The organism is Candidatus Woesearchaeota archaeon (assembly GCA_016214075.1).
Lineage (GTDB): Archaea > Nanobdellota > Nanobdellia > Woesearchaeales > DSVV01 > JACRPI01.
Window position 1 is genome coordinate 1 of record JACRPI010000016.1, and the last position, 12,479, is coordinate 12,479.

Below are 12,479 nucleotides of genomic sequence, written 5' to 3' on the forward strand. Positions count from 1 at the left end.
AGTATCAGAACCTATAATCAGCCCCTTCCAACAGACAAGATTGTTGATCATGAAGGATGGCGTGCCGCATTAGAGTATGATGTTCCTCTCCTTCGGAATTATAGTGAGACTGTTGTTCGCGCACGCGAACTGCAAGGACGCGGAATTCCAGAAGAAATAATAGGATTTTATGTTTGGCAAAATACTACTGACGCGGACAACATTGGGGCGTTGTTTGTCAATTATCTAGTTATCAGTTCCATTGCGCTTGGCAACTACAATCTGGACAACCTCGGCTCATTTGTCCGAGTAGCCCCGTCGAATTTTGTTGAGATAGAAGGTAAATCTTAAGAACCCAACATTTCTCTGTTATGGAAGTGCAACAAAATTTGTTGCACTTTTACTATAAAGTGATACAAAATTTGTTGCGCTTTTGAGACAAATCATTTAAACAAACACTCCTTTCTTACAATCATGACTTCATCATTTTTACCAACAACAAGAGACGAAGGAAAGAAGTACTATAAAGACTTCAAACAATTCGACGTCATCTTTGTGACAGGAGATCCGTATTACGATCATCCATTGTCAGGCACAGCGATAATTGCGCGCTTATTAGACAAAAAAGGATACAAGGTAGCGATTATTCCGCAACCCCAAACAGAAGCAGAATATCAAAGTTGTGGACGACCAAAATATTTCTTCTGCATCACGAGCGGTCTTCTCGATTCCATGCTCGCGAATTATACGCCGATGCTCAAGAAACGGGAAAACGTTCTTGTTCCAGAGCGCGGATTAATGGTCTACACGCAGAATCTAAAAAATCTCTTCAAAGGATGCATAACAATCATCGGCGGTGTCGAAGCGACAATCAGAAGATTCACGCACTTCGATTACAAAGAAAATATACTCAGAAGGGGAATTCTCAACGACACAAAAGCAGATATTCTTCTCTTCGGTACAGCGGAACGTGCGATTCTTACATTATTAGATCGAATGAAGGCACGAAACACCACAGAGCAAATGCCATTTGAAGAAGTAAAACCCCTCCTCGATCTCAAAACAATCGAAGGACTTGCGTACAGAGTTAAGAAAGACGAAATAAATGAAAAAGCAAGAAAGCTTCCAAGCTACGAAGATTGTATCGCAGACAAAACAAAATTTAATCTGCTCACGAGAGTCCACTATTTGCTTCCAGACGAATCATTTGTCGAGCAATGCGGCGCTGGATTCATTCAGCACAATAGACCAGAGCACACCATGATTGAAAAAGAAATGGATGTCATTTATAGTCTTCCATTCACGAGACGTCTCCATCCTGAGTCAAAAAATTTCGCAGAGCAAAATGGAATGGTTGAACGCTTGCAAACTTCTGTTATCATTGGAAGAGGATGCTGGGGAAGTTGTTCATTCTGCGTCATCCCGCTTGTGCAGGGAAAAGAAGTCGCGAAGCGAAGTAAAGAATCCATCATTAAAGAAATCGAGTCACTCTACAAGCAAGGTCACAAAAAGATCAATGATCTTACGTTACCGACGTTAAACATGTACGGCTCAAAATGCGCGCTTTACACACATCCAGAACAGATATTCTCTCCAGTAATCAATGAGCCAATTACTGTTTACAATAAAAAAGACTATTGCAATCAACAATGCGCGGGGTGTAAATACAGAGTAATCAGTGACGATCTCTATCCTTTATTAGAAGAAGTGGAAAAACTCAACAAGAAATATAGCGGCACAGAGTTAGAACTCCGAAGCGCGATTCGCCATGATATTATTCTTGACCAAAAAAAGCTGTTCAGAAAAATTATGCAGTTCACCGGCAGACTAAAAATAGCGCCAGAACACATCTCAAACACCGTCCTAAAGCAGATGAACAAAGCGACAAAACAGGCGTTCATTGATTTCCTTGAAGAATACAAAAAAGTGAACAAAGAGCAGGGTACAAATAAGAATCTTGTTCCGTATATTGTTGCAGCGCATCCCGGCAGTACAGAGAAAGATATGCAGGAAATGAGAAAATTCTGTGAAGACAATAAGATCTACGTCAACCTCACCCAGATTTTCACCCCAACGCCAGGCACACTTTCGACTGCGATGTATTACACAGCAGAAAATCCAATGACGAGAGAAAAGATCCACGTTCCACGAACATTCAGAGAAAAGAAGAATCAGAAAAACATCATCATGGGCATGCAATCACCAGATGAGATTGCTGATGAGAATGGGTAAACTCAGAATTTCAGTTCTGCTCGTCTAATTTCTTCTGCTCGCAACTCTTCATCACTCTCCATTCGTTCTAAATGTTCCATTAATGCGCCAATATAATGTCCAATGGGTTTTCCTTTGTTTTCATCGACAAAGCGTTGTCGTGCGTAGACAAATGCTGCGTATCTGCTGGGATTTTCTAAATACATGCTTCTGCGATCCACAAAATCACTAATCCCCACCGCTTCAAGATATTCTACAGGGAGTCTAGCATTTCTTCGCGTTCGAATCAATGTTGAACTCACATCTTGAATGGGAATATCAAGTCCGTCATATTTTCCTTGAAGATCGATTGCAATCGTCCTGTTTTCGTAATCAAGAAGTGAAGGATATTTTTCGCGTAAATCATTGAGCGTCACGACTTTTTCTCCTCCTTGTGTTTTCATGCTTCTTTCGCTGACGAGATAGCGTGCTCTCATGGATAGTTCGACCATTACAGAAGGATCAAGCCCTTTCCTTTCATAACCCACAGGATCAACAACTTTCTCAAGCACATCAACACCAAGAACAAAATAAATTTCTGCATTTTGATACACTGAACGAATTCCATCAATTAAGTCCGCAAAAAATGGTCTGTTGAATAAGCCAAGTGCGACATTTCCATAGCAGCTTGCAAATCCTTCAAGTGCATGAACTCTATCATAGAGTGCCGCATTTTTTGTCCAGTCTGGTTTTTTATCAAAATGGACCGTGGAAGTCACAATCAGAAGTTCATCCAGCGATTCGCTTCTTTCTTGGTGAAGAGGAACTTGTTGTGCAGCAGCAACTCCGCGCATAAATAATGCTTCATGCGCTCTGGTCAATGGATCATACGAACCAAATGCGACAACAACGCGATCAACATCTTCTCTTTTTCTGAAGAGCGGTTCTTTCGTGAGTTCTAAAGATAATGTCCCTGCTCGTGCATGTTCTTGAAGTGTTTGTGTTGCAAGATAAAGTTCAATGCTTCGTGCAACTTCTGCTTTGTTGAGTGCTGTCATGGTTTCACTTCGTTATCATTTCACTGCATACATTCTCTGAAGTTGCTGATACAGCACTTCACGAACACGTGCATCGAATTCTGCTCGCAACTGAACATCAGGAAATTGGACATTCAGTTGTTGTATCTCTGATCCTATGAGAGAACAAACAAAAACTTCTGGTGCTCTTTTTGACTTTGGAACATCTCCTCTTGGTGCGGCAGAGGTTTCTGCTAACACATAATGTGTTCCAAATCTTTCTTGCATATTTCGCGCGCTTCCTTCTGCTGCAGTGGAAGAAACATAGTGAGGCAGTCCCGCTTCACCTAAGACTGCTCGTGCATGTGTTCCATACGGAAGCGCAGCCATTTCAAAATAGTTTGAAGAACCAGGAAATGTCAGTACTGGAGCAAGTCTGGAACTAATTTCCAGAACACTTAATTTTCTTCCTTGCTTTCCTTCTTCAATCATACGTTCTGCAAGACCGCTTCTTCTTATATTTACAGCCACTTGTGCTTGATGTTCTCCATTCATTCGTTGCAATGAACTGTACTCTCTTTCTTCATAAGCATTTGCAACAGCTCGTGCAATTTGTGCTTCTGCTAACTCCTCAGGACTATAATTTTGTTTTCTTCCTCGAGATTGTGCTTGCCATAAATCAAGCTCTGATTCAGCAACTCGTAAATACGCTTTCCAGTTTGGACCACGTTTCTCTAAATCAATTTTATCCCTGATTAATTCATCAAGAATGTCTCTATGAATGCGAAGCAAGTGATCCGCAAATGCGGTTTCGGTAGATTCAACTCCAACACTCTTACTTAAATCATCATTACTCCATGTCATCTTCCTCACCTTTCTCCTGGAAATATTTTTCCTTTTTTAATGCTATTGGAACATGACCGATGCTCTTGTCATTGCTCCAGACCTGCTCAAATCATATCCTTTCTGTTGCAAATATCTTCCAACAATCTTTTCGTGATCAAACGCAAACACTCCTCTTCCCATCAGTGCATACACTTCTGCAAGGGAATAAAGCGTTGCAGTCTTTGCGTCATCGCCGGCTTTCAATTCTCCAAATCCTTTTGCAACATAACAGACACTCATCATGTGTCCGCGAGGGTCTCTGTTAGGATCAGAACGGACGCAAAACGGTTGATCTTCATCTTCAATAAGAACCTCAAGCCCTGTTTCTTCTCGCGCTTCTTTTCGTGCGTTTGTTCCCAAAGACAATCCTTTTTCTGCAAAACCACCAGGCAATGCTATTCCATAGGGTTTATTCCGTCTTGTAATTAAGACAATTCCTTCTTTCTCTCCATTATCATATTCAATGATAAGGTCTGTTGTGGGAACAAGGTTTTGATATCCTCTCGCTTTTATGGTTTTTTCGTCTGGCATGATCTCACCTCAATATTTGTAATCTGCAATGCTTCTGCTGTGTGCAGCAAGTGTTTTGTTTTGAATCGCAACGACTTCATCGCTGAGCACGCGTTGGTATGGTGCTGCTACGTCAAATCCTTTGATCGTTCTTTCTTGCAACACGCTAAACTTTTCAAGGCATGGTGCACCGAATTTCTCATTTCCTGCGACTGCGCCGTTGTAGTACGCAACAAGCGCATTTTGTCCTGCGTATCCTTGTTCATACTGCATCACCGTGCTTGGTTGATCTGCAGCTTGTCCTCGGAGAGTATAAACAGGGCCAGGAACGCTCATTTTTATTCGCGTGTCAGACAACTTCACCACAGCTTCTTCGTCTTCTCCTCTTGCCATGAGTTTGTACGCAACGCTGAATGTGTCTCGTGTAGGCGTGTTTCGCAACCAGCCTCCAACACCAAAAATCCCACAACCAACAGGAGAGTAGCCGCTGTCGCGGAGCTGGTCCATTGCTGTGCTAATTTTTTCCCAGTTCATGGAGTCTCCTTGGATGAAACGCATGTTGGTCATTGCTGCTCGCCCGTTTGGCTGTTCTTTGTACAAACCATTTTCTCGTGCTGTTGCGACAATGTATATGATGTTCTCGAGATAATCTCCTGAATCTGGTCGAGGAACAAGAATTGCTCCATCAGTCTTCGCAGCTTCAAGTGCCAGAGGAAGAATTTCATCGCGAATCGCTGCGTGAAAGTCATAGCAGTCAGCGACATAAGAAGCAATGCTCCCAGGTCCAGCAGCTTTTCTGATTTGCGCGAATGCTGCTGCTTGACTTTCTGCGCCTTGAACAGTTCTATGCGCTAATGCAAGAACAGAACTTCCCACGCGCTGGTTACCATTTTGAACATACGCTTGGTATGCGGCGTTGAAAGTGTCAGTTCCAAGGAAACTAAGTAAATGTGCTTTTCCAAGCACTTCAGATTCTTCACTTGAAGAACTTGCGCGCATCCCAAAATCATGGATCATGAGCTGTGCTCTGAAGAGAATGTCTGCGTCGCTTGCAGTAGGATCATCTTCTCGCGCATAATCTTTCATTCTCTCGAGAAGGTGTCGTTCCATTGTTGCGCGTGTGGAAGCAACAGAAACCATGCCGACAAGATTCGCTTCAACAAGCGCCGCGATTTCACCAAAGCCGTTTGCAAGACTTGTTACTTGGACAGAAACTTCTCCTGGATAGAATGTCGAACCTTCAGGAAGTGCTTCAATTTTGAGAGGTAAATATCCTCCAAATTCATCGATTACTCTGTCCCACACGGTTCTGTCGAAGTTGAGTGGACCACCAAATGCGTGCGCAGTTGCCATGAATTGTTCTGCTGCATCAACCTGTTCTCGCGTGATTTGTTTGGTCAAATTATTTCGAATGTAATCGCTCACTCCAAAGAGAACCATTCGGTCATCATAACAGAAGTCTTTGAGACCTTCTGCTTGTGCAGGAGATTTTCTGAACGAAAGTCCGTAGACAGAATGTTCGCGCGCGCGGACAGAAGCAAGTGCTTCTCCTGCGACAGTATACGCATCGCCGTTGAGTGGTGTTGGTACTTCTATTCTTCCTTTGACAAAATCGCTTAATTCCATGTTTCCATCCTCCAATTCTTTTTTCTTTTTCCTTATTGTAAATGATACACTAAGTATGGCCAAAGAAAAGCGCCGGCTGCTGGGTATGCACCGCCACATTCTTTGTTTCAACCATACTTAGTGTATGGTATACACTAACAACTATATAAATTTTGTGAAACAAAACCAAAAGATTTAAATAAAGAAATTGTCTAAAATACACTAAGTCTCATTAGGGAAGGTATTCTATGGCAGAAAAAGAAGGGCTTATGCAGGTCGCTGTTGACGCAGTTGTTTTTACCTGTCAGGAGAATATGGTAAAAGTACTTTTAATAAGGAGAAAAAAAGAACCATTTGAGGGAAAGTACGCGCTTCCTGGAGGTTTTGTTGAAGCAGCTGAATCTGCGGAAGAAGCGGTTTTGCGAGAGTTGCAGGAAGAAACAGGAGTAGAAAATATTTTCTTGAAACAATTGAAAGCATACACCGCACCAAAAAGAGATCCCCGTGGAAGAGTAGTTTCAGTCGCGTTTATGGCATTAATAAGTCCAGAGCAAAATTTGTCTGCGGCGTCAGACGCCCTTTCTGCAGAATGGGTTTCAATCAATCGTCTACCGCAACTTGCATTCGATCATAAACAAATTCTGGAAGATGCGCTTGTTGATTTGCGGCTTGAGATTCAGACAACAAATATTGCCGCGCAGATTCTGCCGAAGAGATTTACGCTTTCTGAATTACAAAAGTTATACGAAGTTATCCTTGAAAAATCTCTAGACAAACGAAATTTTCGAAAAAGAATTTCCCAGCTTGAGATTCTCAAAGAAGTTGCAGAAACAAAAATGGAAGGAGCGCATCGTCCTGCGCAACTGTATCAATTTACCACAAAAGAATATACAACGTTACGGGAAAAAGTGCATGTTTTTTTAGAGTAAATCTATCAATTCTCAGCGCCAGTCTTTAATCATTTGTAAATATCCTTGAACAACTGCTTTCTCTTTGTGTCGTGGGTATGTTGTTTCCCCAAGCGTCGCTCCTTCAAGCGGCTTGTCTGATCCAATCCCTGCAAAATACAGTTCAATTCCACGAATTCGCGGATAGCTGCTTGGAAATCCCTGAACAAGTCCAGCCATCGGTCCCCACTCCATATCGAGGAATGAGCCTCCTGCAGCTTTGACGCACTCAAGATGAGAACGTCGCTGTTGAAGCACAGAAATGGTATTAACTGATTTCCCGACGTATGGTGTCTGAGCAACATATGCGGAAAATTGTTCAGCCACAGAAGTATCGAGGAGTTTATTGTAAATAGGGAATGGGCGCACAAGGCCAGCGATGACTGCTTTTTCGTCGAGAGAACCATTTGGGACAACAAGTTGTCCGATAGATGTTGCTTCATCTAAAAGACCAACTTTTCCATAATGAAACACATGGACATCAACACCTTCAGTCGATGCGTTGAGGAGAAAACACATTTGCTCTAAGATGTAGCGTGCCTGATCTGCAAAAATGTAATCAAAAGAAATGACTGGTTCATCACCAACCATAAGAACTTTAAAGTTGAGGTAATCGTCTTCTTCTTTTGTTAACTCTACAAAACCTGTTTCCGGGAGAGAAACATGCGGTCCGAAGACAAGCGTGACTCGTTTTCTTCCATTCATTATTTCTTGAGCGCCTGTTTCCTTAAGCGCCGCAAAAACATTTCCTACTTTCTTGTATGCAAACTCTCTAAAACGACTTCGCGCAGCAAGAGGAGATTGGTTGTAATCATTCACTTGTAAGTCAAGGTGAGGAACACGTTCGCGAACAACATCAACAAGGTCAAAATCACGCATGAGTCTGATTTCTCCTCGAGAGTTGACGACATGAAGATTTCCTGTGTTTGGATCAAAATAGTGTGGTTCTGTTGATTTTCCAGGATAATACAGCTCAGGAGCAATACCCAAGTCATGAAATTTATGCTGCACTTCTGCAGTGTGATACCCATTATGAATAATAATACGTTGAAGAAGCCCTAAAACACGTTCTCTTTCTTCAATGTCATTTGGAACTTTTCGTTCAAACATGTAGAGTTTTCTTTGCTCTGCGTTCATAACGCGGTCATCGAGTGTTGTCGTCATCACTAAGAAGAAACACTGTTTATTTTTTAAACTTTACCCTCTCCAACCACTCACGATAGGATAATTCCACGTGGGACCAAAAGAACAATGGGAAACACGAAGAGGCAGCGCGGTCTGCTGTCTTTTAAACTCACTTTTCATGAGCATAAACGCGACGCGTCGAACCATTTCTCCATCAAATCCTAGTTTTACAATTTCGTGAATATCTTTCTTGTGCATAATATACAACTGCAACACTTTATCCAAAATCTCATGTGCTGGCATATCATCACTGTCTTTTTGTCCTGCACGGAGTTCCGCGCTTGCAGGCTTCTTGAGAATAGAGTCAGGAATAACATTGGTTTTGCTTTTCTGTTTGCTGAGCGCGTTCATGTACTGCGCAAGCGCGTAGACTTGCGTCTTCCACAAATCACCAAGCGGCAATAATGCGCCAGCGGTTTCACCGTAAAGCGTAAAGTAACCCATCGCGAGATCTGTTTTATTGGAGCACGCGAGAACAAGCGCGTTATTTTTGTTTGCGGTGCTCATCAAAAGTTCTGCGCGAACACGCGCTTGAATATTCTGCTCAGCAAGAGTAATATTTTTCTTTTCATATTTGTATCCATTCGCGCGACATAAAAGTGTCACTGCGCTATCAATGTTGAGTGCCTTAAAAGGAAGACCCAGATTCGCGAACACGCGTTTTGCGTCTGTCACACTTTCTTTCGACGTCATTTTTGAGGACAAGAATAATCCAATCACATTTTCTTTTCCAAGCGCGTGAACAGCAAGAGAAGCAGTCACAGCGGAATCAAGACCGCCACTTATGCCAATAACTGCCTTTGTGTATCCAGCTTTAGCGAAATAATCACGAACACCAAGAGTCAAAGCATTATAGAGTTCTCCTGCTTGATCTTTAGGAGGAATAAAAGAAGAGCCATTTTTGTGGACATCAACAAGGAGCATGTCTGAGCCAAACTTTTTCAATCTGCTCACGACAAGTCCATTTTTATCGACAACAAAACTTCCTCCATCAAAAATGAAGGAATCCTGTGCGCCGACATGGTTACAATAAGCAATAGGAACACGATATTTTTTCGCAAGACCAGAAATGTATTGCTCTGTATTTTTTTCAAGCGTATACGATGACGCCGCAAGCACAACAAAGAAATCAAGCCCTTTCGCGGCAAGGAGTTCAAACGTCATTTCTTCTTCCATGTTTTCAGCAATGACAACACCAACGCGTTGGTTTCCAAGAGAGATGACTTCTGGGTTTGTGCCTGCGGAAAAGTATGTGCTTCCCGCGACACAGCCATCAGGATGTGCTTTATTCTGGATGCTCAGAATCTTTTGATCTTTCACGCAGGCAAATGCGTTGAAGGTATTATTATTTTCTTTATTGACAAATCCAAAAATACAAGTGATCCCTTTTGTCGCGCTGACAATTTCAATGAAGCGCTGCATGTTCACATCAATAAAATCAGGTCGAGTAAGGAAATCTTTTGGTGGAAAACCAGTGACCGTGAGCTGAGGAAAGACAATGAGTTGCGCGCCGCTTTGTTTCGCGCTTTCGATCGCGGCAACCACTTTTCTGAAGTTCTCGTAGATGTCACCAACAGTGGTGTTGATCTGCGCGAGAGCAATAGGAAACGCGCTTTTTGGCGCTGTTTTTTGTTCAGATTTCGAAGAAAGTACTGGTTTAGCTGTTTTAGAAGGAACTTTCGCCACTTTTTTCACAATATTTTTTGCTTTTTTGGCTTGCTTTTGTTTGACTTTGATCTTACTCTTGACTTTTCCCTTTCCCATCACTGTTTTCTGAGATGTTTAAGTATATAAACGTTATAGGAGTATTGGGGAGTGGTTGTTGTTGAAATGAGTTCTGAGAAGTAGTACTAGGGAGAAATTTTAAAAAAGAAGATACGCTTCTTTATGGTATGAAAGAATATGTTGCTCTAAGCATTGCGTTACGATTATCACCAGAAGTTGAAGCATTGTGCAGGCGATTAAATACAGCAGAAGGTGCGGATCCTTTTTCAGACTTCAGAAAACCGGATAATTATCCGCACATTACTCTTGCTATGGGCGTTTTTCCTTATCATAAGTTAGGAGAAGTAGGTTTGGCAGTAAGTAATGTAACAACAGAAGATTGTCCATTAGAATTAGAGATATTGGAATTATACTCAAAAGAATCTGCGCAAATAGGAAAAGAATATCAGTTGAGGGTTTCCAAAACATCCGCAATTGTTGATCTTCATACAAGAATTATGGGGACAATAACGCCATTCCGTGCTTCTGTTCCAGGATCTCGTGAGATGTTTCATGTTGATCCAGATGAAATATGGGAAGCAAACACTTCTCATTGGGTTGATGGATTTAAAGATAAAAGACCAGAAAGTTACAATCCGCACATCAGTCTCAAATGCAGAGATGTTTCACCGTTGGAGGAGGGTCTTGATTTCCCTATGAGTTTCTCTGCAAAAAATATCATGATTGGGGATATAGGAAATTATTGCACAGTAAGACAACTCAGAGAAGAAATTCCATTACAGTCTATTCCTGCACCATAAACATGTACTGCTCAACTAATAACTTCAATTTATATTTAAACATTAATTTTATAAAAAAACATAAACATTAATAATGATAATTCTTATTAATATGAAAATGAACAAATGTAAATGCGGTGGTGATATTGTAGAAAGCAAATATTTTAGCGAAGGTTCTTCACTAAGCTGTATGAGATGCAGTCTTTGTAATGACACATTATTTACGCCAGAACAAATAAAAATAATCAAATTCAAGAAAAATCTCTTCTAACTAAATCTTAAACACAGGCGCTCTGTTCTTATTCGCGACAAGAACCTGAATAACAACACTGTTTGACGCGCCATTGCTGTCTGTCGCGGTCACCGTAACCGTATAAGTCCCAGAATCATCATAATCAGTCTGCCATGTTCCGTGCGCATCAAATGGATCACTAAACGTTATTGTATAAGAATCTCCTTCAGGATCACTGATTGTAGGACTGAGAACAATCTTTTCTGTTTCCTCAACACGGATATCATCAAGAGAAATGCTTGGTGCTTTGTTCTTATGTGCCAAGACAACAGAAACAGTAGAAGAGACAGATTCTTTGCCATCGCTTGCGCTGACAGTAAGTGTATGTGATCCTTCATCAGCGTCTGTTGTTTGCCATGTTCCGTCAGAAGAAACAGGACTTTCAAAGGAAAAAGTAACAGTATCACCATCCTCGTCAGTTGCGGTAGGATTTATGGTGACAAGATCACCTGCGAGCGCGGTAATTGAATCAAGAGAAGCAAGAACAGGTGCTCTATTCTCATCCGCAACAGTAAGAGTAATCTGCTCTTCAACAGTGGTTGTGCCATCATTCACAGTGACTTTCGCGACATAAACCCCACTGTCATCATAATCGGTCTGCCATTCTCCATTTTCGTTGAATGGTTTGCTGTAGAGAATGCTTACTTCATCTCCATTATAATCAAAGATTTTTGGTTTCAACACAACAAGGTCTCCTTCAGCGACAGTCATGTCGTCAAGACCGTCAATGGTGGGTGCTCTGTTTGCGGAGAGAACAAGGATAACAACTTTTTTCTCCACTTCTGTTTTACCGTCAGACGCGCTGATGGTGACAAGATAGGTTCCTTCATCGCCGATTCCTGTTTGCCATTGCCCCTTTTCGTCAAGCGGTCTGCTGTAAGAATACGTAATGACATCGCCGTCAGGATCAAGACCAATAGGGTCAAACGCGATGAGGTCTCCTTCGCGGTAGACACGTTTGTCAAGAGCGTTCTGTTCTTGCGCAGTAAGTTCATCTGCAATCTCTGTTTCACTCGCTTCTTCAGGTGTTTCAGTATTCTGTTCAGTTGCTTGAGTATCTTCTGTTGCGTTATTCATCTTGACATAAGAACTTCCTAAGTCAGTGGATTCATCAAGAGGAACAAATGTTGTTGGTGCGGAGAGAGAAAGATCTTCGATAACAGTGACCGTGCGCTCGCCGCAGCCAGAAAGGAAAAGCAAAGTAACCAACGTAAATAATAATGCAAGAATTTCTGTCTTCAAAAATCGCTGTTTCATCACTGTCACACCTTTTTTTTGTCTTTTCTGTAAACGCTATCGTATAAATATTAAAAAAACAAATACAAGCTGCAATCTCCAGAGCCGCACAACTATATAAAGTTTATCA

Annotated in this window: 12 protein-coding genes; 5 read left to right on the forward strand and 7 right to left on the reverse strand. The window is 41.7% G+C overall.

The annotated features are described in order from the left end of the window. Positions 1–330: hypothetical protein (locus tag HZC31_03060; protein ID MBI5002337.1), on the forward strand; the 330-nt coding region annotated here is incomplete at its 5' end. Between the two features lie 123 nt (positions 331–453). Continuing rightward, entirely contained in the window at positions 454–2,211 is a 1,758-nt protein-coding gene (locus HZC31_03065; protein ID MBI5002338.1) for a YgiQ family radical SAM protein, read from the forward strand. 2 nt (positions 2,212–2,213) lie between these two features. On the opposite strand, the gene HZC31_03070 is transcribed toward HZC31_03065, so the two are convergent. From HZC31_03070 to HZC31_03085, 4 genes are read right to left on the reverse strand one after another with little or no spacing between them, the layout of a single operon-like run. Continuing rightward, entirely contained in the window at positions 2,214–3,227 is a 1,014-nt protein-coding gene (locus tag HZC31_03070; protein ID MBI5002339.1) for a hypothetical protein, read from the reverse strand. 15 nt (positions 3,228–3,242) lie between these two features. After that, the gene (locus HZC31_03075) at positions 3,243–4,049 is read right to left on the reverse strand and encodes a hypothetical protein (protein ID MBI5002340.1); all 807 of its coding nucleotides are present in this window, start codon (positions 4,047–4,049) and stop codon (positions 3,243–3,245) included. Positions 4,050–4,091: 42 nt separating this feature from the next. After that, positions 4,092–4,601 (reverse strand): NUDIX hydrolase, encoded by a 510-nt coding sequence (locus HZC31_03080; GenBank protein MBI5002341.1) that lies wholly within the window; start codon positions 4,599–4,601, stop codon positions 4,092–4,094. Between the two features lie 9 nt (positions 4,602–4,610). Next, entirely contained in the window at positions 4,611–6,206 is a 1,596-nt protein-coding gene (locus HZC31_03085; GenBank protein MBI5002342.1) for a DUF5598 domain-containing protein, read from the reverse strand. A 227-nt stretch (positions 6,207–6,433) separates the two neighbouring features. Between HZC31_03085 and HZC31_03090 the strand changes: the two genes are divergently transcribed. Next, positions 6,434–7,114: an NUDIX hydrolase gene (locus HZC31_03090; GenBank protein ID MBI5002343.1), complete on the forward strand. Its 681-nt coding sequence runs from the start codon at positions 6,434–6,436 to the stop codon at positions 7,112–7,114. A 12-nt stretch (positions 7,115–7,126) separates the two neighbouring features. Here the strand turns inward: HZC31_03090 and HZC31_03095 are convergent, their stop codons facing one another. After that, positions 7,127–8,296 (reverse strand): hypothetical protein, encoded by a 1,170-nt coding sequence (locus tag HZC31_03095; GenBank protein ID MBI5002344.1) that lies wholly within the window; start codon positions 8,294–8,296, stop codon positions 7,127–7,129. A gap of 33 nt (positions 8,297–8,329) precedes the next feature. Continuing rightward, on the reverse strand, positions 8,330–10,081 hold the full coding sequence (locus tag HZC31_03100) for an NAD+ synthase (protein MBI5002345.1): 1,752 nt from the start codon (positions 10,079–10,081) through the stop codon (positions 8,330–8,332). Positions 10,082–10,209: 128 nt separating this feature from the next. Between HZC31_03100 and HZC31_03105 the strand changes: the two genes are divergently transcribed. Both HZC31_03105 and HZC31_03110 read left to right on the forward strand, forming a co-directional pair. Then, positions 10,210–10,842, forward strand: coding sequence for a hypothetical protein (locus HZC31_03105; protein MBI5002346.1), 633 nt, complete (start codon positions 10,210–10,212; stop codon positions 10,840–10,842). A gap of 97 nt (positions 10,843–10,939) precedes the next feature. Continuing rightward, positions 10,940–11,092, forward strand: a complete 153-nt coding sequence (locus HZC31_03110; protein ID MBI5002347.1) for a hypothetical protein — start codon at positions 10,940–10,942, stop codon at positions 11,090–11,092. Here the strand turns inward: HZC31_03110 and HZC31_03115 are convergent, their stop codons facing one another. Beyond that, positions 11,093–12,370 carry a PKD domain-containing protein gene (locus HZC31_03115; protein MBI5002348.1) on the reverse strand — a complete coding sequence of 426 codons (1,278 nt, stop codon included), beginning with the start codon at positions 12,368–12,370 and terminating at the stop codon, positions 11,093–11,095. Positions 12,371–12,479: the final 109 nt, after the last annotated feature.

Bases quoted from the DNA above. Each gene is read 5' to 3' on its own strand.
- HZC31_03065 (MBI5002338.1), top strand. From the start codon at position 454: ATGACTTCATCATTTTTACCAACAACAAGAGACGAAGGAAAGAAGTAC.
- HZC31_03070 (MBI5002339.1), bottom strand. From the start codon at position 3,227: ATGACAGCACTCAACAAAGCAGAAGTTGCACGAAGCATTGAACTTTAT.
- HZC31_03075 (MBI5002340.1), bottom strand. From the start codon at position 4,049: ATGACATGGAGTAATGATGATTTAAGTAAGAGTGTTGGAGTTGAATCT.
- HZC31_03080 (MBI5002341.1), bottom strand. From the start codon at position 4,601: ATGCCAGACGAAAAAACCATAAAAGCGAGAGGATATCAAAACCTTGTT.
- HZC31_03085 (MBI5002342.1), bottom strand. From the start codon at position 6,206: ATGGAATTAAGCGATTTTGTCAAAGGAAGAATAGAAGTACCAACACCA.
- HZC31_03090 (MBI5002343.1), top strand. From the start codon at position 6,434: ATGGCAGAAAAAGAAGGGCTTATGCAGGTCGCTGTTGACGCAGTTGTT.
- HZC31_03095 (MBI5002344.1), bottom strand. From the start codon at position 8,296: ATGACGACAACACTCGATGACCGCGTTATGAACGCAGAGCAAAGAAAA.
- HZC31_03100 (MBI5002345.1), bottom strand. From the start codon at position 10,081: ATGGGAAAGGGAAAAGTCAAGAGTAAGATCAAAGTCAAACAAAAGCAA.
- HZC31_03105 (MBI5002346.1), top strand. From the start codon at position 10,210: ATGAAAGAATATGTTGCTCTAAGCATTGCGTTACGATTATCACCAGAA.
- HZC31_03110 (MBI5002347.1), top strand. From the start codon at position 10,940: ATGAACAAATGTAAATGCGGTGGTGATATTGTAGAAAGCAAATATTTT.
- HZC31_03115 (MBI5002348.1), bottom strand. From the start codon at position 12,370: ATGAAACAGCGATTTTTGAAGACAGAAATTCTTGCATTATTATTTACG.